Source organism: Mycobacterium sp. NGS16 (assembly GCF_059813225.1).
Genome location: NZ_JCALEE010000008.1, coordinates 1 through 24,977, shown reverse-complemented (window position 1 = coordinate 24,977; position 24,977 = coordinate 1). Strand labels below are relative to the sequence as shown.

The following is a 24,977-nucleotide window of genomic DNA, read 5'->3' as shown; positions in this document are numbered from 1 at the left end:
GTACGGTGGCAGGGCCACACCTAAGCCTGTCTAAGGAGACCTGCATGCCGGTAGTCGTCGTCGCCGCCTTCCCCGTCAAGCCGGAATCGGTGGATATCGCCCGCGAGATCTGCACCAAAGCGGTCGGCCAGGTGCACGAGGAGCCGGGCTGTCAGCTGTACTCGGTGCACGAAGCCGACGGCTCGTTGGTGTTCATCGAGCAGTGGGCGGACGCCGAGGCGCTCCAGGCCCATTCGGCGGCTCCGGCGGTCGCCGAGCTGTTCGGCAACCTCAAGGAGCACCTGGCCGGGGCACCGGAGATCAAGATGCTGCAGCCGCTGCCGGCCGGCGATCCGGCCAAGGGCCAGCTCCGGGCCCAGTGATGGGAGCCCTGACCGGCAAGGTCGCGTTCATCACCGGCGCCGCCCGCGGCCAGGGTCGGGCCCATGCCCTGCGGCTGGCCGCCGAGGGCGCCGACATCATCGCGGTCGACCTGTGCCAACAGATCTCCAGCGTGCCGTATCCGCTGGCCACCGCCGAGGATCTGGCGGAGACGGTCAAGCTGGTCGAGGAGACCGGTGCGCGCATCGTGGCCCGGGTGGCCGACGTCCGCGATCGCGCCGCGCTGAGCACCGCCTTGCAGGCCGGCCTCGACGAACTCGGGCGGCTCGATTTCGTGATCGCCAACGCCGGAATCGCTCCGATGGCCGGCGAGGACGCCTGGCAGGACGTGATCGACGTCAACCTCACCGGTATCTACCACACCGTCGATGTGGCGGTGAAGCCGATGATCGCCCAGGGTGACGGCGGGTCGATCGTGCTGGTCAGCTCGGTCGCCGGGCTGGTCGGTCTGGCCGCTCCGGCAGCCGGATCGCTGGGGTACGCCGCCGCCAAGCACGGCATCGTCGGACTGATGCGGGTATACGCCAACCTTCTTGCGCCACATAGCATTAGGGTCAACTCAGTGCATCCGGCCGGGGTGCAGACGCCGATGATCGACAACGAGTTCACCCGGAAGTGGCTTGACGGCCTGGACACCCAGGGCGGACCGGACATGGGCAACGCGTTGCCGGTGCAGGTGCTGCAACCGGAGGACGTGGCCAACGCCGCATTCTGGCTGGTGTCCGATGCCGCCCGCTACATCACCGGGGTGACGCTGCCGGTGGACGCCGGCTACGTCAACAAGAGATAGCTCAGATCTCGATAACGGTCGGCACGATCATCGGCTGCCGCCGGTAGACCTCGCCGACCCACTTGCCCACCGTGCGGCGCACCGCCTGGGCGATCCTGGTCGGGTCGGTAACACGTTCGGCGGCAAGGGATTCCAGTTCCGCCTCGACCTTGCGGGCCGCCGGTTCCAGCGCCTTGGGATCTTCGGAGAAGCCCCGGGAGTGCAGATACGGCGGCGCGACGGCCTTGCCGGTGCCGCGGCGCACCACCACGGTGACCGCGACGAACCCGCTCGACAGGATCAGCCGCTCCCCCAGCGTCGCATCGCCGACGTCGCCGTCCACCAGGCCGTCGACGAACATCTTGCCGACCGGGACCGCCCCGGCGATGCTGGCCTGCCCGGCGACCAGATCCACGCTGACGCCGTTCTCGGCCAACAGGATCGACTCCGCTGGCACCCCGGTGCGCGCGGCCAGCGCGGCGTTGGCGCGCAGCATCCGCCAGGTGCCGTGCACCGGCATCACGTTGCGGGGCCGGATCCCGTTGTAGAGGAACAGCAGCTCGCCGGCGTAGGCGTGCCCGGAGACGTGGACCCGGGCCGCGGCGTTGGTGACCACCCGGGCACCGATCTTGGCCAGCGCGTCCATCACGCCGTAGACGGCCTCCTCGTTGCCGGGGATCAGCGACGACGAGAGCACCACCAGATCACCGGCGGTCAGCGTGATGGAACGGTGCTCCCCACGCGACATCCGCGACAAGGCTGACAGCGGCTCGCCCTGCGTTCCGGTGGTGACCAGCACGACCTTCTCCGGCGGCATCATCTCGGCCGCCCCGATATCGACCAGGTCGGAGTCTGCGACCCGCAAAAAGCCCAGCTCCTTGGCGATGCCCATGTTGCGGACCATCGACCGGCCGACGAACGACACCCGGCGGCCCAGCGCCACCGCGGCATCGACGATCTGCTGCACACGGTCCACATTCGAGGCGAAGCACGCCACGATCACCCGTCCCTCGGCACCCCGGATCAACCGGTGCAGGGTGGGGCCGACCTCGCTCTCGCTGGGCCCGACGCCGGGAATCTCGGCATTGGTCGAGTCACACAGGAACAGGTCCACGCCCTGATCGCCCAGCCGGGACATGCCGGGCAGGTCGGTGGGCCGCCCGTCCGGCGGCAGCTGGTCGAGCTTGATGTCGCCGGTGTGCAGCACGGTGCCGGCACCGGTGTGCACCGCGATCGCCAATGCATCGGGGATGGAGTGGTTGACCGCGAAGTACTCGCATTCGAACACCCCATGCGTGCTGCGCTGGCCTTCGGCGACCTGGACGAAGACCGGCTTGATGCGGTGTTCGCGGCACTTGGCGGCCACCAGCGCGCAGGTGAACTTCGAGCCGACCACCGGGATGTCGGCCCGCAGCTTGAGCAGGAACGGGATGGCGCCGATGTGGTCCTCGTGGGCGTGGGTCAGCACCAGCGCCTCGACGTCGTCGAGCCGGTCCTGGATGTGGCGGATATCCGGCAGGATCAGATCGACACCGGGCTCGTCGTGGCCCGGGAACAACACCCCGCAGTCGATGATCAGCAGTCGGCCCTGATGTTCGAAAACGGTCATGTTGCGGCCGATTTCACTGATACCGCCCAGCGCCGTGACGCGTAGCCCGCCGGGGGTCAGCGGACCCGGCGGGGTGAGGTCTTCCTTCACCCGAACCTCACCCGAGAACGGACGCGGTGCGCATGTCGATGGCCAGGTCGTCGACCTCGGCCGCGGTGGCGGGCACCTGGGGCAGCCGCGGGTCGCCGGCGTCGAAACCCTGCAACCGCAGGCCGGCCTTGACGAAGGTGACCCCGCCGGTGCGGGCCATCGCGTTGGACAACGGCGCGATGGAGACGTTGATCTTGCGAGCGGTCTCGACGTCGCCGGCTTGGTAGGCGGTCAGCATGTCGCGCAGCTGGCCGGCTGCGAAGTGCGAGATCACGCTGACGAAGCCGGTGGCACCCATCGCCAGCCACGGCAGGTTGAGTGCGTCATCGCCCGAGTAGTAGGCCAGCCCGGTTTCGGCCATGATCTGGGCGGCGGCATGCAGATCACCCTTGGCATCCTTGATCGCGACGATGTTCGGGTGCTCCGCGAGCTCGAAGATGGTGTCCGGGGCGATCGGCACCACGGAACGGGCCGGGATGTCGTAGAGCATCACCGGCAGCGCGCTGGCATCGGCCACGGCGGTGAAGTGCGCCAGCAGACCGGCCTGCGAGGGCCTCGAGTAATACGGCGTGACCACCAGCAGGCCGTGCGCACCGACCCCGGCGCAGGCCTCGGCCAGCCGGACACTGTGCTCGGTGTCGTTGCTGCCGGCACCTGCGATGATGCGGGCGCGGTCACCGACCGCCTCGACCACGGCACGCAGCAGGGTGAGCTTCTCGTAGTCGGCGGTGGTCGGCGACTCCCCGGTGGTCCCGGAGAGCACCAGGCCGTCGCAACCGGCGTCGACGAGGCGGTTCGCCAGGCGTATCGCGGCGTCGGTGTCCACCGAGCCGTCCGCACCGAACGGGGTCACCATTGCGGTCAGAACGGTGCCGAACTGCGCCTTGGCATCGAATCCGCTGCTGCTCACGGCCCAAGATTACCTGGCGCCGCGCAGGTGCTCAGACCTCGGTCGCCAGCGGACTGGTCGCGACTTCGGTGCCGTCGGCCAGGGCGGTGATCTGGAAGTCTCCGAACGCGGCGGGGGCGACGGCCACGAGCTGCCGCAGGCATTCGACGGCCAGCCGGCGGATCTCGACGTCGGCGTGCTCGCTGGCGCGCATCGCCACGAAATGCCGCCACGCCCGGTAGTTGCCGGTTACCACGATGCGGGTCTCGGTGGCGTTGGGCAGCACGGCGCGGGCGGCTTGCCGGGCCTGCTTGCGCCGCAGCGCTCCGAGCGTTTCGCCCGCCTGACCTGCGCCGAACTTGGCTTCCAGCCGGCTCAACAGCTCGGTGTAGGCCGCCCGGCTGGCGTCGGCGGCCTCGGCCAGGATCTGCCGCAGCTCCGGGTCGTCCTCGATGCCGGGAGGCACCACGATCCGCGAGTCCGGTTCCGGGACGTAGCGCTGGGAGAGCTGGGAGAACGAGAAATGCCGGTGCCGGATCAGCTCGTGGGTGGCCGACCGCGAGATTCCGGTGATGTAGAAGCTCACGCTGGCATGCTCGAGCACCGAGAAGTGCCCGACGTCGATGATGTGCTGCAGGTAGGCGGCGTTGGTGGCGGTTTTCGGGTTGGGCTTGGACCAGCTCTGGTAGCAGGCGCGGCCGGCGAACTCGACCAGCGCCGGCCCGCCGTCCGCGTCGGTGCTCCACGGCACGTCCGGCGGCGGGATGAACTCGGTCTTGGCAATCAGTTGCACGCGCAGCGGCGCCGTCTCGGCCACGGCACTCACCTTAAGGCGTACCGGCCCGGCGTCAGCCCTTCGGCACTTTCGCGGCGATTTGCCGGGCGATGACCACCGCGGAGTCCTTCGGGTCGGTGCTGCAGGTGTTGACGTCGACGACGACGTTGTTGGCCACCGTCAGCGCCCGCCCGCAGGCCTGCCACGCCGAGTCACCGGCGTTCTGCTGGGTCGCGACGGTGCTCAGCACACCGTCGGCGTTCGATATGCGCCCGGCGGTCCACTGCGAACCACTTTGGGTGTGGGTGTACTCGCGACATTCCGGCCACTGCTTGGCCGACACCTCGAAAAACGCTTCAGCTTGCTTGGCGGTCGGAAACAGCACGACCGCCTGGTCGACGAAGTGGGCGTTGTCTTCGCCGTCGCTGACAGTTTGCTCGCGCACCGCAGTGAAACCGCTGCGCGCATAGACCTGTTCCTGCGCTACGCCGTCGACCGCCAGGCATTCCCTGGGCTGCATCGTCGTGCTGTCATCGGGCAGCACGTCGTGGGGAGCGTGTGCTTTCATGTCGGTCGCGCCCATGATCGGACCGATCTCCTCGGGGTACAGCAGCAACGCCCGCAGGCCGCCTTCGGCGACCGGCGCGATCGCGGCGGTCGTGGTGGTCGGCGTCGGCGCGCTGGTGGTGGGCTTCGCCGCACCCCCACTGCTGCCGCATCCGGCGACCAACACGCAGCCGACGACAACGAAACCCAACGAAACCGAACCCCGCACGCGATCACATCCCGTGTTTCCGACCAGGTTTGTGGATCTGCACGCCAGTTGAGAGCGTCGCCGATCAGTTATCGGCAAGATTAGCGAAATCCGGGCAGTGCCGCCGGTATCGGCACGCCATACCCCAACCGCGTTGACGCCGAATGTTTTCCGGGCGACCGGCGGGGCGACACGGCAAGTTTACGTTGTAAGCGCACTGGGTATACCGGCGTATCGGCGGCCACCCCGGTCGCCTGCTGGGCGGGCCGCCCGCACCGCCGCCGGGCGGCCGTCCAGGGTTGATCGATCGAAGAGAGGCACGCATGAGTGACCAGGACAGTGGGCCCGAAGCCGGCATCAAAGGCGTCGTGGAAGGCGTCAAGGGCAAGGCCAAGGAGGCCGTCGGCACGGTGACCGGTGACGACTCGCTCAAGCGGGAAGGCCAAGCGCAGCAGGACAAGGCCGACGCGCAGCGCGAGGTTGCGGCCAAAGAGGCCGAGGCCGAAAAGGCCCGCGCCAAGGCCGCCGCGGATGAGGCGCGCGAGCGTGCCGAGCAGTAATCGGCCTGGCGGGGCGGTGTCGGCGAGCTGCGGCTCGCCAACACCGCGCAGGCAGCTTGCCTTCCTCCAGGAGGCCAAGTGTTGATGCGCAGAATCGCCCGTCCACTGCTTGCGGCCGCGTTTGTCGGTCAGGGGGTGGAGTCCTTGCGTCGCCCGCAACAAGCCGGCCAGACCGCCCGCCCGGCGTTCGAGGGACTCAAGCAGTTGCCGGACGAGGTGGCGGCCAAGGTGCCCTCCGACGTTGAAACGTTCGCCAAAGCCAATGCGCTGGTGCAGATCGGCGGCGGTCTCTTGCTGGCCAGCGGCAGGATGCCGCGGGTTGCGGCGGCGGTGCTGGCCTGCACGGTCATTCCGGGCAGCGCAGGCGGCCACCTGTTCTGGACAGAACCCGACCCGCAGCGCAGGGCCCAACAGCGCCAAGCGTTTTTGACCGACGTCAGCCTCATCGGTGGGCTGATGATCGCGGCCTCGGACACCGAAGGAAAGCCCTCGCTGGGTTGGCGGGCCCGGCGTGCCGCGCGGCACGCTTACGAACGGGCGGCCACGGCTCTACCCACGACCTCCGGTGATGCGGTGCTCGAGACGGTCGGCGAAAAGGTCAGCGCGGGCTTGCAGTCCGGAGCCGAACATGGCCGCGAACTTGCCGAGCTGGTCGGCGAGAAGGCCGGACCGTTACTGGAGGCAGCCGGTGAGCGGGGCTCACAGCTGGCCGAAGTCGCCGCCGACCGCGGAACCGAATGGGTGCACGCGGCGCGGGAAAACGCCACCACATTCGCCGAAACTGCCCGCCGGCGCCTGCACCGCTGAGCCGGTGCTGCGGTTTATCGCCGCGGCCGGGTGCGGCGCAGCTCGGCGACCAGATCGCCGCGCTCCCCCACGCTGACATCGCTCAAACCCAGCCAGGACGCCATCGACTCCAGCTCGCTGCGCAGCGCGTTCGCCACCCGCTCCGGTGGCGGGCCGTCTTCGGCGAACGCCCCGACGACGTGCAGGGCATCGCGGGTCCGGTCGGCCTTGAGGTCCACTCGGGCGACCAGTTCACCGTCGAGCAGCAACGGCCACACGTAGTAGCCGTAACGGCGTTGCGGCGCAGGGGTATAGATCTCGAGCCGGTAGTGGAAGTCGAACAGCCGCGCCACTCGCGGCCGGAAGAAGATCAACGGGTCGAACGGGCACAGCAGCGCGGTGCCGCGGTCGGCCCGCGGAATCGCCTGTCCGGCACGCAGGTAGGCCGGTGCATCCCAGCCGGCCACCGCTACCGGCTCCAGTTCGCCGGCGGCCACCAGCTTGGCGATCGCCGGCTTGGCCTGGCCGGCCGAGAGCCGGAAATAGTCGCGCAGGTCGGCCTCGGTGCCGATCCCGAGCGCGGTCGCTGCCCGCAGCACCAGCTGCTGCACCGCCTCGTCATCGTCGACCTGGCGGCCCAGCACGTCCGGAGGCAGCACGTTGTGCACCAGGTCGTAGTGCCGGGTGAAGCCGACCCGGGTGGCGGTGGTCAGCACCCCGGCGGCGAACAGCGCCTCGGCCACCCACTTGGTGTCGCTGCGGTTCCACCAGGTTCCCTTGCCGCGGGTGGGTTTGGCGGCCAGGTGGTCCTCGATCTGCCCGGCGGTACTCGGGCCCAGCTCGGTGATCGCCGCGACGATGGCGTCGGCCAGCTCGGGATTGGGCGATACGTTGCCCCACCGGCCGTGGGTGTATTGCCGCATCCGCCAGCGCATCAGGGGCCAGTCATCGACGGCCATCAGCGCCGCCTCGTGCGCCCAGTACTCGACCAGCAGCCGCGGCGACCGCGCGCTGTGCTGCCACGCGGCGCGGTCCAGCACACTGCGGTCATAGGGGCCCAGCCGGCTGAACACCGGGGCGTAATGGGCACGCACCGCCACCGACACCGAGTCCAGCTGCAGCACCTGAATGCGCGATATCAGCCGCTTCAGGTGCGCCCGGGTGATCGCGGCACGCGGCTTGGCGGCCGCGAAACCCTGTGCGGCAACGGCGATCCGGCGTGCCTGCGCCGAGGTCAGCGTTACCATCAGCGATGGTAGCTGTAAAACCGGTACCGCAAGCCGCTGTCGCTGGTGAGCCAGGCCCCCGCGGTGCCCCGCCAGGATTCGTCGAGCACCGGCGCGACGGCATCCGCGTCTTGGCGGGGCAGGTCGATCTCGACTTCGGTCACCTCGCAGCGGGTGGCCAGCGGCAGCGCCAGCGCGTAGATCTGCGCGCCGCCGATCACCCAGGTCTGCGCATCGGTCAGGGCGGCCTCCAGCGTCGCCACCACCTCGGCACCGTCGGCGCGGTAGTCGGGGTCACGGGAGATCACCACGTTGGTCCGCCCGGGCAGGGGTCGCACGGAGGCCGGCAGTGATTCCCAGGTCAGCCGGCCCATCACCACCCGGTGCCCCAGCGTGAGTTCCTTGAAACGCGCCTGGTCCTCGGGCAGCCGCCACGGGATGCCGCCGGCACGGCCGATGACTCCGCTGGTGGACTGCGCCCAGATCAACGCGAGGGCGCTCATACCGCCACGGGCGCCTTGATCGCCGGGTGCGGGTCGTAGCCGAGGATGCGGATGTCGTCGAAGGTGTAGTCGAAGATCGAATCGCGTTGTGCCAACATCAGTTCCGGGTAGGCGCGCGGGTCGCGGGACAGTTGCTGGCGCACCTGCTCGAGGTGGTTGTCGTAGATGTGGCAGTCCCCGCCGGTCCAGACGAACTCCCCGACGTCCAGCCCGGCCTGCGCGGCCATCATGTGGGTGAGCAGCGCGTAGCTGGCGATGTTGAACGGCACCCCGAGGAACAGGTCGGCGCTGCGCTGATACAGCTGACAGGACAGTCGCCCGTCGGCGACGTAGAACTGGAACAGGGCGTGGCACGGCGCCAGCGCCATCTTGTCCAGCTCACCGACGTTCCACGCCGAGACGATGATGCGCCGCGAATCCGGGTCGGTGCGCAACAGCTCCACCGCGCGCGCGATCTGATCGATGTGTTCGCCGGTCGGGGTCGGCCAGGACCGCCACTGCACTCCGTACACCGGCCCCAGATCGCCGGTCGCCGAAGCCCATTCGTCCCAGATGGTGACGCCGTGTTCGTTCAGCCAGGCGATGTTGGAGTCGCCGCGCAGAAACCACAGCAGCTCGTAGACCACCGAGCGGACGTGCACCTTCTTGGTGGTGATCAGCGGGAAGCCGGCGGACAGGTCGTAGCGCAGCTGGTGGCCGAACAGGCTGCGGGTGCCGGTGCCGGTGCGGTCGGCCTTGGGGGTACCGCGCTCGAGCACCAGCCGCAACAAATCCTCATAGGGTGTGGCAATCGGCACGTCGATAGCTTAGAACGGAACCCATGGCCCACGTCAGCGACACGATCACTACGCCCGACGGCAGTTGCCCGGTGCAGCTGTTCACCCCCGACGGTCCCGGCCCCTGGCCCGGAGTGGTGATGTATCCCGACGCCGGCGGGGTGCGGCAGACCTTCGCCGAGATGGCCGCCGAGCTGGCCGGCTCGGGCTACGCGGTGCTGCTGCCAGATGTGTACTACCGGCACGGTGACTGGGCGCCGTTCGACATGGCCACGGCCTTCAGCGACGCCAAGCAGCGGGGCCGGCTCATGTCGATGCTGGGCAGCGTCACGTTCGACCGGTCGGCGACCGACGCGGCGGCGTTCTTCGACTATCTGGCCGGCCGGCCCGAAGTGCGCGGCGAGAAGTTCGGGGTCTGCGGGTACTGCATGGGTGGGCGCATCTCGGTGGTCGTGGCCGGACGCGTTCCCGAGCGGGTGGCAGCGGCGGCGTCGTTCCACGGCGGGGGCCTGGTCACCGACGCACCCGACAGCCCGCACCTGCTGGCCGAGAAGATGCGCGCCACGATCTACATCGCCGGCGCCGAGAACGACGGGTCGTTCACCAAGAAGCAGGCCGCGATCCTCGACGAGGCGCTGACGTCCGCCGGTGTCGAGCACACCGTCGAGTTCTATCCGGCCCAGCACGGCTTCGCCGTCCCCGACAACCCGCCGTACGACGCCGACGCGGCGGCCCGGCACTGGGCGGCGTTGCGGCGGGTGTTCGGCGCCGCGCTGCGTGACTGAACCGGGCAACTATTTGCCTTAAAGGCATTTTTGCCCGATGGGCAATATTTCGGTACGGTGGCGGCATGCCGGGACTGCGCGAGCGCAAGAAGGCCGACACCCGTCGCGCTCTCTCCGACGCTGCCCTGCAGCTGGCCCTGGAGCGGGGTTGGGAGAACGTCACCCGCGAGCACATCGCGAATCTCGCCGGGGTGTCGCTGCGGACCTTCAGCAATTATTTCTCCACCAAGTACGAGGCCCTGGCCTACCGGCAGACCGAGCGGCTGCGCCGCAGTGTCGCGCTGCTGCGGGAGCGCCCGGCGGACGAGCCGCTGTGGACATCGGTCACCGAAGCCGTCGTCGGGCCGGTCCACGACGACTTCGCCGCCTCAACCGGTGATGCGAACAGCCCGCCGGATCGCGCTGCGCTTGCCGAACTGCGCAAGATGCTCGCGACCGGCGACCTGCGTAACACCTTCCCCCGCGCCCTGCTCGACGACTTCGCCGCGGTGATCGCCGAACGCACCGGTACCGATGCGCAACGTGACAGCTATCCGCGCCTGGCGGCCGCCGTGATCCATGCGGTCATCGAGGCCACCATGGACAGCTATGTGACGGCGGATCCACCGGTCGCCTACCCGCGGTTGTTGCGCGCCGCGTTCGCCGACGTCGCCGCCGGGCTGCCCCCGCCCGCCGATCGGCAGGTCTGAGCATGGCCGCGCACACCGCCGTCGTCATCGTGGGCGCCGGGCCCAACGGGCTGATGCTGGCGTGCGAACTGGCGCTGGCCGGCGTCCGGCCGGTGGTGCTCGACGCGTTGCCCGGGCCCAGCTCCGAGCCGAAGGCCAACGGCCTTGTCGGGCAAGTGGTTCGGACACTCGACCTGCGGGGGCTCTACAACGGGTTCAGCGGCATGGCGGGACCGCCGCAGCCGGTGCCGGCGTGGATGTTCTCCGGGATGACACTGGATCTGTCGCTCAGCTTCACCGAGGCGCGGGCCAATCCGATGTACGTGCTGCCGGTGGCCCAGCCGCAGTTGGTGCGGCTACTGGCCGCGCGGGCCGGCGAGCTCGGCGTGGCCGTGCGCTGGGGCCACCGGCTCACCGGTCTGGACGCGCGGGACGACACGGTGGTGGCCACGGTCAACTCCGCGCACGGCGACTACGACGTGGCGGCGGGGTATCTGGTGGGCGCCGATGGCGGCCGCAGCATCGTGCGCAAGACGGCCGGTATCGCGTTTCCGGGTACGACGGCACCGACAGTCGCCCGGCTGGCGCACGTGCAGATCCCGGAAAGCCTGCGCGCCGCAGACCGCAGTCTGGCGATACCCGGTGTCGGCCGGATCTCCCATGGCCACAACAGGTTCGACCGCGGCATGGTGCTATTCGGTGAATTCGAGCCCGGCCGGGCACTGTTGGGCACGCTGGAGTTCGGCCCGGCGGCCGACAGCGGCCCGATGACGATCACCGAACTGCGGGAAAGCCTGCAGCGCATCCTCGGCGTCGATATCGCGTTGGGCGAACCGCTGGGTCCGGGCCCGCATGCGCTGCGCCGGATCGACGGGCAGAACAGCCGACAGGCCGAGCGCTACCGCGCCGGACGGGTGTTGCTGCTCGGCGACGCGGCTCATGTCCACAGCGCGATGGGCGGGCCGGGGCTGAATCTGGGGTTGCAGGACACCGTCAACCTCGGCTGGAAGTTGGCTGCCCAGATCAACGGCTGGGCACCCGAGGGACTGCTGGACACCTATGAGTCGGAGCGCCAGCCGCTGGGACAGCGGGTGATGATGCACTCGATGGCCCAGACCGCGCTGATGTCGCCCGGTCCGCACGTCGCCGCGTTGCGCGAGTTGTTCGGTGAGCTGACCGCGATCCCAGAGGTGTCGGCGCATCTGGCCGAACTGCTCGCCGGCAGCGATGTCCGCTACGACGTCGGAGACGATCACCGGTTGTCCGGCTGGCATGTCCCCGACCTCGCCTTCGACGACGGCCGCCGGGTTGCCGACCTGTTGCACCGGGGGCGCGCGGTGCTGCTCGACTTGGTCCACGGCGCCGCGGCGCCCGTCGCCCTCCCGTGGGCCGATCGCGTCGACGCTGTCACCGCTGCCATGCCCGCGCCCCCGGCGGCGGCGATGCTGATCCGTCCGGACGGCTATATCGCTTGGGCAACCGATGGTTTCGCCCCCGGCCAGCCGCCTGCGCTGAAGGCCGCGCTGACCCGCTGGTTCGGCGCGCCACGCCGCTGACATCAGTGCCAGGTCAGCCCGGATGCAGCGCGTCACCGACGTGGTCGGCGATCCCGACGCCATTGAGCGCGGTGTGGCGGGTCTCGCGCATCACCAACAGCGCAACGAAGGAGCACCCGGCCGCAATCGACAGGTAGACGCCCACCCAGCGCACGCCGTGCTCGGTGGCCAGCCAGGTGGCGATGAACGGTGCCACCGCCGCCCCCAGGACGCTGGCCGCGTTGTAGGCGACACCGGAGCCGGTGTAACGGACGTTGGTAGCAAACAACTCCGGCAGGACCGCGCTCATCGGGCCGAACGCCAAGCCCATCAACGTCATCCCGACGATCAGGAACGCCAGGATCGCGCCGGACGAGGTGTTCGGTTTCAAGAAGGCGCCGAAGGTGGTTCCGTACACCATGATTGCGGCGGTGAAAACCAGCAGCACCGGGCGCCGGCCGAATCGGTCGGCCAGCGCTCCCGACATCGGTAGTACGGCCGCAAAGAACGCCACCGCAACCAGTTGCAGTCCCAGGAAGTCGGCGTAGCTGTACCCCAGCCCAGCGCCCTCCGGCGCGCGCTGAGCGGTGCCGTAGCTCAGCGTCCAGGTGGTCACGGTGTAGAACAGCGTGTAGGTCGCCACCATCACCAGCGTGCCGATGATCAGCTGCCGCCAGCTGCCGCGAATCACTTCGGCGATCGGCGCGCCGACGCGCTGGCCGGTTTCAATGGCCTGCGCGAAGACCGGGGTCTCGGTAAGCCGTACCCGAACGTACAGCCCGACGGCCACCATCACGGCGCTCAGCAGGAATGGAATCCGCCACCCCCAGGTGAGGAACTGCTCCGGCCATCGCAGCAGGACCAGGAAGATCGCGGTGGCGAGCAGGAACCCCAGCGGCGCGCCCAGCTGCGGCCAGATTCCCGCGGCGGCCCGCCGGCCCGGCTTGGCGGTCTCGGTGGCCAGCAAGGCCGCGCCGCTCCATTCACCACCGAGGGCCAGCCCTTGGCAGAACCGCAAGACGGCCAGCAAGACCGGCGCCGCCAGGCCGATGTGGTGATAGGTCGGCAGCAGCCCGATCGTGAATGTCGCCACGCCCATCACCAGCAGCGAGGCGACCAGCGTGGTCTTTCGGCCGAGCCGATCACCGAAGTGGCCGAACAGGATCGAGCCCACCGGCCGGGCCACGAATGCCAGTCCGAACGTGGCCAACGATGCCAGCAGCGCCGCGCCTGGGTCTCCCGGCGGGAAGAACAGCTGCGGGAAGACGGTGACCGCCGCGGCGGCATAGACGTAGAAGTCGTAGAACTCGATGGTGGTGCCGATCAGCGACGCCACCGCGATCCTGCCGCGCGGCACCCCGTCGACCAGGTCGGGCTCCGGTATCAGATGCCCGCTTGCTCGGCTACCTCGCGGGCCTTGTCCACCAGCGCGTCGATCCACGCCGTGATCGGGGTTCCCGCAGCGGCCTTGTTCTCCGGGTTGTCCAGCACCCGCCGTACGATCCCCTCGGCGATGATCGCGACCTTCCACAGTCCCAGAGCATGCCAGTAGGCCAGTGTCGCCGCGTCGCGCCCGGTCAGCTCCAGGTACACCCGGGCCAACTCGGCGCGGTCGGGGAAGCCGTCCAGGGTGCTCAGGACGAACTCCCCGGCGATGTCCTCCTCGCCCGGCTGCGGCCAGTACGCCAGTAGGCTGCCCATGTCGGCGAGCGGGTCGCCGAGGGTGGACAGCTCCCAGTCCAGCACGGCGACCACCTCGCCGCTGCGCGGTGAGGTGATCACGTTGCGCAGGTGAAAGTCGCCGTGCACCAAGGTGAGTTCCTGCTGTGGCGGCGCGGCCGCGATCAGCCGCCGGGTCAGGTCGTCAAGCGCCGGCAGCTCCCGCGTCTTGGATTTCTCCCACTGCCCGGACCAGCGCTTGAGCTGACGCTGGGCGTACGGCTTGTGGCTGGCCAGATCATCGAGGCCGACGGCGGTGATGTCGACGGCGTGAATCTTGGCCAGGGTCTTGGGCATTGACAGCCCGATCTGCCGGCGCCGCTGCGGCGTCAGCGACTCAGCCACCGACATCCGGTCGGCCACCACCCCGTCGACGAACTCCATCAACAGCAGCGGGGTGTCTTGCGCGTCCCGCGTCAGCCCGTAGACCCGCGGGGTGGGCACGTCGGTGTCCTCTAAAGCCGAGAGGATCCGCGCCTCCCGGGCGACGTCGTGGGCCGATGCCAGCAGCTTGCCCAGCGGCGGACGGCGCAGCACCCAGCGGTGATCGGCCGCGTCGGAGACCAGGTAGGTCAGGTTCGACTGCCCGATTCCGATCCGCTCGAATTTCAAAGGGCGGGTGACCGGAATGCCCAACTGCGCGATCCAGCGCGCGACCATCGGCGGGTCGATGCCGAGCACATCAGCCACCGAAGCCCACCCGGAACCCGCTTGCCTCTCCGAGGATTTGGCCACCGTCGATCACCAGGGTCTGCCCGGTGATCCAGCTCGCGGCATCGGAGACCAGGAACGCGACCGCGTCGGCGACGTCGACGGGCTCGCCGATCCGGCCCAGCGGTATCTTCGTCGACAGAGCCTGCTCGTGTTCCTTCCAGAGCACCTCGGCCAGCTTGGTGCGCACTACGCCAGGGCAGAGGGCGTTGACCCGCACCCCCGGCGAGAGTTCCAGCGCCAGTTGCTTGGTGACGTGGATCAGCGCAGCCTTGGTGGCGTTGTACATGCCCATCAGCGGTGAAAAACTCATCCCGCCGATCGAGGCGGTGTTGACCACACTGCCGCCGTGCTCGCCCATCCACGCCTTGACCGCGCACGACGTCCACAGCAGCGGCCCCCACAGGTTGATGTCGAAGATCTTGGCGAACCGGGCGTGGTCCTGGTCGATCAGGGGTCCGAACGCCGGATTGGTGCCGGCGTTGTTGACCAGGATGTCGATGCTGCCGAACCGCTCCAGGGTCAGATCGATGCACCGCTGGGCGGCATCGTCTTCGGCGACGTGCGCGGCCACACCGAGCGCGTTGCCCTTGACCTGGGCCGCCGCGGCGTCAGCGCTGTCCTGATCGCGTGAGGTGAGAACCACGTTGGCGCCGGCGGCGGCCAGGCGCTGGCCGATCGCCAGCCCGATACCGCGGGATCCGCCGGTGATGATCGCGGTGCGTCGTGTGAGGTCCGGTGTGGTCATCGTGCCTCCTTGTACTTGGCAAGTTCCTGGCGGGCGATGGCGCGCTTGTGCACCTCGTCGGGGCCGTCGGCGAGCCGCAGGGTGCGCAGGTGCGCCCAGAAGCCGGCCAGCGGGAAGTCGTCGGTGACGCCACCGGCACCGTGCACCTGGATGGCCCGGTCGACGATCTTCAGCGCGATGTCGGGTGCGGCGACCTTGATCGCCGCGATCTCGACCTGTGCGGCCTTGTTGCCCACGGTGTCCATCAGATAGGCGGCTTTGAGGGTGAGCAGGCGGATCATCTCGATGTCGATGCGCGCCTCGGCGATCCAGTCGCGGATGTTGGCGTTGTCGGAGATCGGCTTGCCGAACGTCACCCGGGACTGGGCCCGCTTGCACAGCAATTCCAGTGCCCGCTCGGCCATGCCGATGGCCCGCATGCAGTGGTGGATGCGGCCCGGTCCGAGCCGGGCCTGGGCGATCGCGAACCCCTCGCCTTCGCCCTTGAGCACGTCTTTGGCCGGCACCCGAACGTCATGGAAGTCGATCTCGGCGTGGCCCTCCCGGTCCTGGTAGCCGAAGACCGGCAGGCCCCGCATGATGGTGACACCCGGGGCGTCGATGGGCACCACCATCATCGACTGCTGTCGATGGGTCGCCGTGTTGGGGTCGGTCTTGCCCATCACGATCATGACCTTGCAGTTGGCGTGTAACGCGTTGGACGCGAACCACTTACGTCCGTTGAGGATGTATTCATCACCCTGTTTGACCATGGCCAGCTGAACGTTGGTGGCATCCGAGCTGGCCACCTGCGGTTCGGTCATCACGAACGCCGACCGGATGGTGCCGTCCAGCAGCGGCTTGAGGTACTTCTCCTTGTGCTCGTCGGTGCCGAAGAGGGTGAAGACCTCCATATTGCCGGTGTCGGGAGCGTTACAGTTGCAGGCTTCGGGTGCCAGATGTGGACTGCGGCCCATGATCTCGGCCAGCGGCGCGTATTCGAGGTTGGTCAGGCCCGGCCCCCATTCCGGGTGCGGGTGAAACAGGTTCCACAGGCCGCGCTCGCGCGCCTGCGCTTTCAGCTCTTCCAGGATGGGGGGCTGAAAATGCGGGTTGCCGGATTCGGCCATCTGCTGCTCGTAGACCGGTTCGGCCGGGTAGACGCAGCTTTCCATGAACTCCAGCAGATCGGAACGGTATTTCGTTGCGCGCTCTGACATTTCAAACAGGGACATGCAGGCTCCTCACCTAGGACGCTTACGTGTTGAGCAGGCCGCGCTGGTAGCGGCGCATGCCCCGCAACCAGCGGTCGTAATCGGTTCCCTTGAACCGGTACATCTCCAGTACCGCTGGGTGCGGCAGGATCAGGAAGCGTTCCTCGTCGACGGCTGCCAGCACCTCGTCGGCGACGGCCGCCGGTTCGAGCACCTCGCCGGCGGCGGTGACCGCCCGGGTGGCCAGGTCCCCCAGCGGGTCACCGGATTGCTCACCGGCGTACAACAGCTTGGTGTTGACGCCCATCGGGCACAGGCAGCTGACCCGCACTCCCTGGTCGCCGTAGGTGATGTTGAGCCATTCGGCGAATCCGACGGCCGCGTGTTTGGTGACCGCATACGTGGCGCCGCCCAGTTGAGTGAGCAGACCGGCCGCCGACGCGGTGGACACGAAATACCCCTCGCCGCGCTGCACCCAATCCGGCACCAACAGCTGCGCGGCGCGGATATGGGCCCGCAGATTGACGTCGAGGGCCTGGTCCCAGTCGGCTTCGCCAGCCTCCAGGCCGGGGGCGCCGGTGATTCCGGCGTTGGCGAAGTACATGTCGACCGGCCCGAAATGGTGCTCGGCGAGCGCGATCAGCTCGCGGATCACCTCGGTGTCGGCGACGTCGCCGCCATGACCGACCGCCGCGCCCGGCTGCTCGGCGTTGATGGCGTCGGCCACCGCCGTCGCGGCCTGGGCATCGAGGTCGGCCACCACCACCTTGGCCCCGGCCTTGGCGAGCGCTGCAGCCAAGGCGCCGCCGATGCCGCCTCCGCCGCCGGTGACGATGGCAACCCGTTCCGCAACCTTCATGGGCAGTCCTTGCTCTTGGCGTTCGCAGCGTCAGTGACCCTAGTTGAATCCGGTCTCATGTTCAATTAGTGTTCGGGCGGAATTGCAGGGCATTCGCCCAGAGCCGGGTGACGGTGGTGACCAGCGCGTCGAAGTCGGCGCCGGCGCTGTCGGTGGCCTCCTCGAGCACGAAGATGCCGTACGCCAGCCGGCTGACCATCCCCGAGAGCGCCCGCGAGGCCAGCAGCGGATCGACGTCGGCGGTGGCGATCCCGCGCTCCTGCAGGTCGGCGATGCCGGCGGCATTGCGGTGGACGAACGCATCGGCGCGCTGCGCCCGGAAGGCACGGAACTTCGGATCCACCTGGGCCACCTGCTCAAGCAGACCCATCAGCCTCGCGTTGCGCCGATAGGCTTCCAAATAAGCGCGATTGCTCGCCTCCAGGACCGCGTACGGATCGTCGGTGCCGGCCACCCGGCCCATGCCCGGATGCATCATGTCCTGCTGCGCCTGCTCGAGGACGGCGGCGAAGATCTCTTCCTTGTTCCCGAAGTAGGTGTAGAACGACCCGGTGGCGCAGCCGGCCGCCTTGGTGATGTCGGTGAGTTTGGCGTCGAGGTAGCCGTCGCGCTCGAATACCTTGCGGGCCGCCGCGACCAGCGCGGCTCGGGTCCGCGCCCCGCGCACGGTGGCCGGCAGCTGGCGTGCCGGGACGGAATCCATCTCAGGGATTCTAGCTGAACCCGACGTCAAGTTCAGCCCTTGCTTCGGCGCCGTGGGCCAGTTCGCCCAGCATGGCTTGGGCCTCCGGTTCGGGCAGTGACTCCACCCCGCGCAGCGTGCGCTCGATGGCCCGGGTTCGCACGCCGGCGGAGTCGATGGTGTTGCGGGCGGTGTCGAGTTGCTTGCGGGTCTTCTCCAGGACGGCCGCGAACTTGCCGAACTCGGTTTTGACGGCGCCGAGCACCTGCCACACTTCGCTGCTGCGCCGCTCGATCGCCAGGGTGCGAAAGCCCATCCGCAGGCTGTTGAGCAGCGCGGCCAACGTGGTGGGCCCGGCGAGGGTGACGTTGTATTTGGCCTGGATCTGCTCGAACAGCCCCGGTTGGCGCAGGACCTCGGCGTAGAGGCTCTCGGTGGCGAGGAACAGGATTGCGAAGTCGGTGGTGTGCGGCGGCGCAAGGTACTTGTCGCAGATGTCGCCGGCTTCGGCTTCGATCCGCCGGATCAAGGCCTGCCGCGCGGCCGCCTCCCCCGCGATGTCGGCATTCTCCTGCGCGTCGAGCAGGCGCTCGAAATCCTCACGCGGGAACTTGGCGTCGATCGGCAACAGCACCTCCCCGGCGCCGGTTCCGCCGGGCAGCCGGATCGCGAACTCCACTCGCGCAACCGATCCCGGGACGGTGACGACGTTGGTGGCGTACTGCTCGGGCGTCAGCGTCTCGGCCAGCAGCGCGGCCAGTTGCGTCTCGCCGAAGATGCCGCGGGCTTTGACGTTGGTCAGCACCCGCTTCAAGTCGCCCACGCCGGTGGCCAGGGTCTGCATCTCGCCGAGGCCCCGCTGCACCGCTTCCAGGCGTTCGGAGATCTGTGTGAAGGATTGGGCCAGCCGGGTTTCCAGGGTCGCCTGCAGCTTCTCGTCCACCGTCGCGCGCATCTTCTCCAGCTGCGCGGTGTTGTCGCTTTGCAGGCTCTTGAACTGGTGATCCAGGTTCGCACCGAACCGGTGCAACGTGGTCTGCCACTGGTGGAAGGCCTGGGCAAGTTCGGCCCGCCCGGCATGTTGCTCTTCGCGCAGCGTTCGCTCCACGCGTTCACTGTCGCCGCGTAGCACGGCGAGCTGTTCCGGTGAGATCGCCACGCCACTCGGACGCAGCAGCACTACCACCTGCAGGATCACCGCCAGCAACGCGAGTGAGGTCAGGAGGATCAACAGGGCCGTGTCCATGCGCGCAACGTAGCGCAGGGCACCGACAGCTACCCGTCGGACAGGCTGGCGATCCAGGCCCGCGATTGCGCTGGGTCGATCACATCGTCGAGTTCGAAGGTCATCGCCGCGCTCAATGCCCGCCCGCGCCGGTAGGCCGCCTCCACCAGCTGATCGAAGAGCTGTTGGCGCTGATCCGGGTCGGCGGCATCCGCAAGTTCTTTGCGGAAACCGAGCCGCACCGCTCCTTCCAACCCCATACCGCCGATCTCGCCGGTCGGCCACGCGACGGTGAACTGTGGGGCGTGAAATGAACCGCCCGCCATCGCCATCGCACCCAGCCCGTAGCCCTTGCGCAGCACGATCATGCCCATCGGGACGGTCAACCGGGCTCCGGCGATGAACATCCGGCTGAACCGGCGCACGGTGGCCTGCCGCTCGGCATCCGGACCGACCATGAATCCCGGCGTGTCGCACAGCGTCACCACCGGCAGCCGGAACGCCTCACACAGCGCGAAGAAATCAGCGGTCTTGTCGGCCGCCTCCGCATCGATCGCGCCGCCGAGATGGTGGCTGTTGTTGGCCAGCAATCCGTAGGCGACCCCGTGCACGCGCACCAGGGCGGTCACTATCCCGATCCCGTAATCCGGTCGCAGTTCCAGCACCGAACCGACGTCGACGATCGCATCGATCGCTGCCCGTACGTCGTAGGCCCGTAACCGGTTCTGCGGCACCACATGCCGCGCCAGTCTCGGATCGGGCTCAGCGAAGTCGGTCACCGTGGGACGAAAGTAGGACAGGTAGCGCTTCGCCAGGGTCACCGCTTCGGTCTCGTCGCGTGCCGCCAGTGCAACCACCCCGTTGCGGCGCTGCACCTCGATCGGCCCGATCTCCTCGGGCCGGTAGACGCCCAGCCCGCCACCTTCGATCATCGCCGGGCCGCCCATCCCGATGTTGGCATCGGGGGTCGCGATGATCACGTCGCACACCCCGGCCAGCGCCGCGTTACCAGCGAAGCAGCGGCCGGAGACGATCGCCACCAGCGGCACCTGGCCGTTGAGCGCGGCCAGCGCACGAAACGTCATCAGGTCCAGCCCGGCCATCCCGGCGACATCGGTGTCACCGGGCCGGCCGCCGCCCCCTTCGGCGAACAGCACCACCGGAAGTCGTCGGCGGGCGGCCACCTCGAAAAGCCGGTCGGTCTTGGCGTGGTTGCGCATGCCCTGGGTGCCGGCCAGCACGGTGTAGTCATAGGAGGCCACTGCCACCGGCGCCGCACCGATGGTCGCCAACCCGGCGACCAGGCCGTCGGCCGGCGTGTTGGTGATCAGGTCCTCCTCCGCGCGCCGGCTGCGCTGCGCCGCCACCGCCAGCGCCCCGTATTCGACGAAGCTGCCGGGGTCGACCAGATCGGCGATGTTCTCCCGGGCGGTGCGGCGGCCCTGGCGGTGGCGTTTGGCGACCACCTCGGGACGGCCTTCGTCGCGGGCGAGCCGGTGCCTGTGGGCGACCTCGTCGAGGTCGGTGCGTGGCGAATCCAGCTGCGGGCCCGCACCGGGCCCGGCGGTACTCTCGTCGCCGGCCGAAACGAACACCAGCACCGGGTCTCCGGCGCCGACGACCTGCCCCGGGCCGACCAGGGCGCGCACCGTCGCGCCGGGTGCGGTCAGCACATGTTGCATCTTCATCGCCTCCAGCACCACGTCCGGCGTCACCTCGACAACGGTGCCGGCCATCGGCGCGTACAGCACCTGTTCGCCCGGGTTCAGAGGCGTTGCGCGGGGCGGGTGTTCGTCCTGCCTGGGCGCCGCGGCGCCCACCAGTGCAGGCAGTCGGCGGTCCAGCCAATCGGTCGTCACCACGCCGGTCCCCAGCGCCGCGTCGGACAGCACTGCCTCCAGCAGGCCGGCATTGGTGCCGACACCGGCGATCGCCAACTCCGCCACCGCAGTTCGCGCCTTGCGCAGCGCTGCGGTCAGCGAGGTGCCGTACACGTGGGTGATCACCTTGGCCAGCAGCGAATCGTAGCGGGGCCCGATGGTCAGGCCCGGCCGGGCGTAGGTGTCGACCCGGATGCCTGGCCCGCTCGGAGGGGTGAACGCCGTCAAGGTGCCGACACAGGGTTGCACCGTGCCGTCGGCGGCCACCGTTTCGGTGTTGACTCGGCATTCGACCGCGATCCCATGTGCCTCGGTCGGCAGAACCAGGTCGTCGAGTGCGGCGCCTTCGGCGATCTGGAATCCGGCCGCCACCAGGTCGATTCCGGTGACCACCTCGGTGATCGGGTGTTCCACCTGAATGCGCGGGTTGACCTCGAGGAAGACGAAATCGTCACCGGTGACCAGGAATTCCACCGTGGCCAGGCCCCGGTACCCGACGGCTGCGCACAGTCGGGCCGCTGCGCCGTGCAATGCGGTACGCACCTGATCGGAAAGCCCCGGCGCCGGCGCGATCTCGATCAGCTTCTGGTAGCGGCGCTGGATGCTGCAGTCGCGATCACCGACCGCCAGGGCGCGCACGCCGTCGGCGACGATCTGCACCTCGATGTGGCGAGCGCCCTCGACGAGTTCCTCGGCGAACACCGCCGCGGCGCCGAACCCCAGTCGGGCCTCGGCCGAGCACCAACGGTAGGCGTCGTCGAGCTGGTCGGCAGCGCGGACCGTGCGTATGCCCCGGCCCCCGCCGCCGGCCAGTGCTTTGAGCATGATGCCACCCGGATGGGCGCGAAAGAACTCATGGATCTGTTCTGGGCCGACCGCCCCGTCGGTGGCGGCCGGCACCGGCAGCCCGGCGGTGACCGCGGCGCCGCGCGCGGCGGACTTGTCACCGAACATGTCCAGCAGTTCAGGGGCCGGCCCGACGAAGGTACGGCCCGCTGCCGCAACCGTTCGGGCGAATTCGGCGTTCTCCGAGAGGAATCCGTAGCCTGGATGGATCAGGTCAGCATCGGTCTTGGTGGCGGCGGCCAGGACGGCGGCCTGATCGAGGTAGGCCGACGGACCTGCGCCGGGTAAGCCGACGGCCTCGTCAGCGGCGTACACGTGCGGGCTGTCCGCGTCATCTTCGGCATAGACCGCAATCGTGTGGTAGCTCAGGTCGGTTGCGGTGCGGATGATCCGCAGCGCGATCTCGCCACGGTTGGCGATCAGCACCGTCTTCGGTGAGGCATCGGCGGTGCTCACCGTAACGGGGCACCCCACTGCACCTGCGCACGCAACTGTGTCTTGAGCAGTTTGCCGCTGGCGGTGCGCGGCAGTTCCTCGGCGACCACGGTGATGTACTGCGGCACCTTGAAGTCCGCGAGCTGACTTCGGCAGTGGTCGAGCACCGCGGCCACATCGACGTCGTCGCCGTAGAGCACCGCGCCGACCTTCTCGCCCATCACGTCGTCAGGCACCGCCAGCACGCACGCGTCGGCGACCCCGGGCGCCGACAGCAGCGCCGCCTCCACCTCCACACTGGAGATGTTTTCGCCGCCGCGGATGATGATGTCTTTGAGCCGGTCGATGATGTGCACCCGCCCGGCGTCGTCGACGCGGACCACATCGCCGGTGTGCAGCCACCCGTCGATGATGGTGGCGGCGGTCGCATCGGGCCTATTCCAGTAGCCGCGCATCACGTTCGCGCCGCGCACCACCAGCTCGCCGGTGGTCGGGTCGTCACCGAGCGGGGCGACACCGATGTCTCCGGAGGGAATCGCGTAGCCCACCGAGTCCGCGTGGGCGACCGCATCGGAGTCCGGCAGCACCGTCATCAGCGACGCCGTTTCGGTCATGCCGTAGCCGTTGAACACCGTTGCGGCGCCGAACGCGTCGCGCAGCGCACGCACCAGGGCCGGCGCCGTCGGGGCGCCGCCGTAACCGACCCAGCGCACCCCGGAGACGTCGACGCCGGCGAAGCCGGGGTGCCGCAGCAGCAGTGCGTAGATCGCAGGAACGGTGATCAGTGACGAAATCTTTTGTGCCGGCACGGTGGTGAGCAGTTCGGGGAGGTTCAGCGCCGGCATGATCACCGCCGCTCCGCCGGTGTAGGCGGCGACCAGCAATTGCGAGTTGCAGCCGGTCACGTGGAACAACGGCACCGAGATCAAGGTGCGCAACTCCTCACCGAGCTGCCGGGACTGCCCCATGGCGCGCATCATGTTCTCGGCGTTGGTCACAAACGCCTCGTGGGTGGTGGGCACCCCCTTGGGACGCCCGGTGGTGCCGGAGGTGTAGAACAGCGCCGCAGTGTCGGGCGGCTCCAGCCCGTCGACCACATACGGCCGGCCGTCGGGCAGCGCGGTGCCGGGCGCGAGATCCACCCGCACTCCGGCGTCGGCAAGCACGAAGTCGACCTCCGGTGCGGCCGAACGGGTGTTGACGGCCACCGGTATGCCGCCGGCCATCAGCGTCCCCCAGAATGCCAGCACCCAGTGCAGCCCAGCGGGATAGCGCACACCGACCCGGTCGCCGCGCCCAAGCCCCTCGGCGCGCAGCCCGCCGGCCACCCGCGCCGCCCGCTGCCACAGCTGCCGGTAGGTCAGCGCACCGGCTCCCAGCTCCACCACGGCCTCGCTGTCGGGGCGGCGCTCGACCTGCTCAGCCAGCAGGTCGAGCAGAGTGGCCGGCAGCTGCTGATAGCACGGGACACCATTGCGGTCGCGAACCACCCCGGCCGTCGGAAAAGGGTTGTGCCGCCGGGGAATCTCCACGATTTTCGTCATGCGCGGCCCCGCCGGCTATGCGCCAGGCTGCGCAGCGTCCCACGCAACGCGTAGACCGCGGTCGTAACGCAGACAACGACCAGCACGACGAACATGGGCAGCCAGTTGCCGCGCTCATGGTTGATGTGCCACCAGACGTAGGTGAACAGTACCGAGCAGGCGAACAGCACCACGTCGCGCCAGTTGCCCTGATAGGACAGCGCCGCGGCGCGCAACGCCCGGGTCCGGTCGGACGCGGCGACCAGGTCGTCAATCCGCTCGTCGATGGTGCGTTGCAGTTCGGCCCGCCGCTTGGTCTGTTCGGCCGGGATCCGGTCGAGCAGGTCGAGGTCTTGTTTGATCAGGCCGCGCAGATCTGGGCCCTTGAGCTGGCCCGCCGCCGCGGTCAGTAGGGCTCCACCGAAGATCGGTGCCGCGCCCAGCGCCATGCTCAGCAGAGTGGGCATCGTCGTGTCGTTCCTTTCGACCGCCTTCCCGCGTCACCCTACGGCGTCAGCCAAGCCGTACCGTGCCATCCGGCTCGATTCGCCAATTCGGGTTGTGGGCGATCTCCCAGATCAGGCCGTTGGGGTCTCGGACATGAGCGTGGAACACACCGCCGAACCGGCCCGGTTGCGGAGCTTTGAGGACGGTGCCGCCGGCGGCGGCCATCGCCTCGGTCAGCGCCGTCACCTCCTGGGGACTGTCGACGTTGTGCGCCAGAGTGATTCCGGAGACCCGCGAATGGTCACCGGGCAATGCCAGATCTTCGTTGAACTTGGCGGCATCGAAGAAGCCGAGTAGCTGCCCGGGCGCGCTCTGATAGAAGACGATCTCGCCCTCGACATCCAGCCGCGGACGCCAGCCCAAGGCAGCGTAGAAGCGGCGGGTGGCGCCGAGATCGGTCGCGGCGATGGTGAGGAAATGCAGCTGCTGGTCCATGCGGGGAAGCCTAGGGCGGTCGAGCGGTATGCAGCCGTCGGCGGACCGGTGTACAATCGAACACATGTTCGATAACGGTTTGCCGGGGCCGGCGTCGTTGGCGGAGGC

At 68.9% G+C, this 24,977-nt stretch carries 25 protein-coding genes; 7 read left to right on the top strand and 18 right to left on the bottom strand.

Annotated elements, in window-relative coordinates; translation table 11 throughout:
* Positions 1–44 precede the first annotated feature (44 nt).
* Entirely contained in the window at positions 45–362 is a 318-nt protein-coding gene (locus AC5Y4Q_RS17075) for a putative quinol monooxygenase (RefSeq protein WP_064921958.1), read from the top strand.
* Entirely contained in the window at positions 362–1,171 is an 810-nt protein-coding gene (locus AC5Y4Q_RS17070) for a mycofactocin-coupled SDR family oxidoreductase (protein ID WP_499959761.1), read from the top strand. Before AC5Y4Q_RS17075 ends, AC5Y4Q_RS17070 begins: the two co-directional genes overlap by 1 nt.
* A gap of 1 nt (position 1,172) precedes the next feature.
* Here the strand turns inward: AC5Y4Q_RS17070 and AC5Y4Q_RS17065 are convergent, their stop codons facing one another.
* From AC5Y4Q_RS17065 to AC5Y4Q_RS17050, 4 genes are read right to left on the bottom strand one after another with little or no spacing between them, the layout of a single operon-like run.
* Positions 1,173–2,849 (bottom strand): ribonuclease J, encoded by a 1,677-nt coding sequence (locus AC5Y4Q_RS17065; protein ID WP_499959759.1) that lies wholly within the window; start codon positions 2,847–2,849, stop codon positions 1,173–1,175.
* 7 nt (positions 2,850–2,856) lie between these two features.
* Positions 2,857–3,759 (bottom strand): 4-hydroxy-tetrahydrodipicolinate synthase, encoded by a 903-nt coding sequence (gene dapA / locus AC5Y4Q_RS17060; RefSeq protein ID WP_499959757.1) that lies wholly within the window; start codon positions 3,757–3,759, stop codon positions 2,857–2,859.
* Positions 3,760–3,790: 31 nt separating this feature from the next.
* On the bottom strand, positions 3,791–4,555 hold the full coding sequence (gene thyX, locus AC5Y4Q_RS17055; RefSeq protein ID WP_499959756.1) for an FAD-dependent thymidylate synthase: 765 nt from the start codon (positions 4,553–4,555) through the stop codon (positions 3,791–3,793).
* A 31-nt stretch (positions 4,556–4,586) separates the two neighbouring features.
* On the bottom strand, positions 4,587–5,288 hold the full coding sequence (locus tag AC5Y4Q_RS17050; RefSeq protein WP_499959754.1) for a sensor domain-containing protein: 702 nt from the start codon (positions 5,286–5,288) through the stop codon (positions 4,587–4,589).
* A gap of 302 nt (positions 5,289–5,590) precedes the next feature.
* On the opposite strand from AC5Y4Q_RS17050, the gene mbp1 reads away from it, so the two are divergent.
* Positions 5,591–5,827 (top strand): microaggregate-binding protein 1, encoded by a 237-nt coding sequence (mbp1, locus tag AC5Y4Q_RS17045; protein ID WP_065019314.1) that lies wholly within the window; start codon positions 5,591–5,593, stop codon positions 5,825–5,827.
* Between the two features lie 84 nt (positions 5,828–5,911).
* Entirely contained in the window at positions 5,912–6,634 is a 723-nt protein-coding gene (locus AC5Y4Q_RS17040; protein ID WP_499959752.1) for a DoxX family protein, read from the top strand.
* 14 nt (positions 6,635–6,648) lie between these two features.
* Here the strand turns inward: AC5Y4Q_RS17040 and AC5Y4Q_RS17035 are convergent, their stop codons facing one another.
* From AC5Y4Q_RS17035 to AC5Y4Q_RS17025, 3 genes are read right to left on the bottom strand one after another with little or no spacing between them, the layout of a single operon-like run.
* Positions 6,649–7,860, bottom strand: coding sequence for a winged helix-turn-helix domain-containing protein (locus AC5Y4Q_RS17035; RefSeq protein ID WP_499959750.1), 1,212 nt, complete (start codon positions 7,858–7,860; stop codon positions 6,649–6,651).
* Entirely contained in the window at positions 7,860–8,342 is a 483-nt protein-coding gene (locus tag AC5Y4Q_RS17030) for a dihydrofolate reductase (RefSeq protein WP_064922294.1), read from the bottom strand. Before AC5Y4Q_RS17030 ends, AC5Y4Q_RS17035 begins: the two co-directional genes overlap by 1 nt.
* Entirely contained in the window at positions 8,339–9,139 is an 801-nt protein-coding gene (locus AC5Y4Q_RS17025; protein WP_499959747.1) for a thymidylate synthase, read from the bottom strand. The genes AC5Y4Q_RS17030 and AC5Y4Q_RS17025 overlap by 4 nt, the downstream gene beginning before the upstream one ends.
* Before the next feature lie 23 nt (positions 9,140–9,162).
* Between AC5Y4Q_RS17025 and AC5Y4Q_RS17020 the strand changes: the two genes are divergently transcribed.
* From AC5Y4Q_RS17020 to AC5Y4Q_RS17010, 3 genes are all read left to right on the top strand, one after another.
* Positions 9,163–9,903, top strand: coding sequence for a dienelactone hydrolase family protein (locus AC5Y4Q_RS17020; RefSeq protein WP_499959745.1), 741 nt, complete (start codon positions 9,163–9,165; stop codon positions 9,901–9,903).
* Between the two features lie 65 nt (positions 9,904–9,968).
* Positions 9,969–10,592: a TetR/AcrR family transcriptional regulator gene (locus tag AC5Y4Q_RS17015; RefSeq protein ID WP_499959743.1), complete on the top strand. Its 624-nt coding sequence runs from the start codon at positions 9,969–9,971 to the stop codon at positions 10,590–10,592.
* 2 nt (positions 10,593–10,594) lie between these two features.
* On the top strand, positions 10,595–12,127 hold the full coding sequence (locus AC5Y4Q_RS17010) for an FAD-dependent monooxygenase (RefSeq protein WP_499959741.1): 1,533 nt from the start codon (positions 10,595–10,597) through the stop codon (positions 12,125–12,127).
* A 13-nt stretch (positions 12,128–12,140) separates the two neighbouring features.
* Here the strand turns inward: AC5Y4Q_RS17010 and AC5Y4Q_RS17005 are convergent, their stop codons facing one another.
* The 11 genes from AC5Y4Q_RS17005 to AC5Y4Q_RS16955 all read right to left on the bottom strand — a co-directional run bounded on the left by AC5Y4Q_RS17005 (position 12,141) and on the right by AC5Y4Q_RS16955 (position 24,869).
* Entirely contained in the window at positions 12,141–13,493 is a 1,353-nt protein-coding gene (locus AC5Y4Q_RS17005; RefSeq protein ID WP_499959811.1) for an MFS transporter, read from the bottom strand.
* Positions 13,490–14,485: a phosphotransferase family protein gene (locus AC5Y4Q_RS17000; RefSeq protein WP_064922307.1), complete on the bottom strand. Its 996-nt coding sequence runs from the start codon at positions 14,483–14,485 to the stop codon at positions 13,490–13,492. Before AC5Y4Q_RS17000 ends, AC5Y4Q_RS17005 begins: the two co-directional genes overlap by 4 nt.
* 22 nt (positions 14,486–14,507) lie before the next feature.
* Positions 14,508–15,284, bottom strand: coding sequence for an SDR family oxidoreductase (locus AC5Y4Q_RS16995; protein WP_499959739.1), 777 nt, complete (start codon positions 15,282–15,284; stop codon positions 14,508–14,510).
* Positions 15,281–16,498, bottom strand: coding sequence for an acyl-CoA dehydrogenase family protein (locus tag AC5Y4Q_RS16990; RefSeq protein WP_064922301.1), 1,218 nt, complete (start codon positions 16,496–16,498; stop codon positions 15,281–15,283). The genes AC5Y4Q_RS16995 and AC5Y4Q_RS16990 overlap by 4 nt, the downstream gene beginning before the upstream one ends.
* A gap of 22 nt (positions 16,499–16,520) precedes the next feature.
* The gene (locus AC5Y4Q_RS16985; protein ID WP_064922302.1) at positions 16,521–17,336 is read right to left on the bottom strand and encodes an SDR family oxidoreductase; all 816 of its coding nucleotides are present in this window, start codon (positions 17,334–17,336) and stop codon (positions 16,521–16,523) included.
* Between the two features lie 61 nt (positions 17,337–17,397).
* Complete coding sequence (locus tag AC5Y4Q_RS16980; RefSeq protein WP_499959736.1) at positions 17,398–18,039, bottom strand: TetR/AcrR family transcriptional regulator; 642 nt, start codon at positions 18,037–18,039, stop codon at positions 17,398–17,400.
* 10 nt (positions 18,040–18,049) lie between these two features.
* Complete coding sequence (locus tag AC5Y4Q_RS16975) at positions 18,050–19,264, bottom strand: DNA recombination protein RmuC (RefSeq protein WP_064922304.1); 1,215 nt, start codon at positions 19,262–19,264, stop codon at positions 18,050–18,052.
* A 29-nt stretch (positions 19,265–19,293) separates the two neighbouring features.
* Positions 19,294–22,425, bottom strand: a complete 3,132-nt coding sequence (locus tag AC5Y4Q_RS16970; protein ID WP_499959734.1) for a carboxyl transferase domain-containing protein — start codon at positions 22,423–22,425, stop codon at positions 19,294–19,296.
* Complete coding sequence (locus AC5Y4Q_RS16965) at positions 22,422–23,948, bottom strand: class I adenylate-forming enzyme family protein (protein WP_499959732.1); 1,527 nt, start codon at positions 23,946–23,948, stop codon at positions 22,422–22,424. Before AC5Y4Q_RS16965 ends, AC5Y4Q_RS16970 begins: the two co-directional genes overlap by 4 nt.
* The gene (locus AC5Y4Q_RS16960; protein ID WP_064922305.1) at positions 23,945–24,394 is read right to left on the bottom strand and encodes a hypothetical protein; all 450 of its coding nucleotides are present in this window, start codon (positions 24,392–24,394) and stop codon (positions 23,945–23,947) included. The genes AC5Y4Q_RS16965 and AC5Y4Q_RS16960 overlap by 4 nt, the downstream gene beginning before the upstream one ends.
* 46 nt (positions 24,395–24,440) lie before the next feature.
* Entirely contained in the window at positions 24,441–24,869 is a 429-nt protein-coding gene (locus AC5Y4Q_RS16955; RefSeq protein WP_064922306.1) for a VOC family protein, read from the bottom strand.
* Positions 24,870–24,977 lie beyond the last annotated feature (108 nt).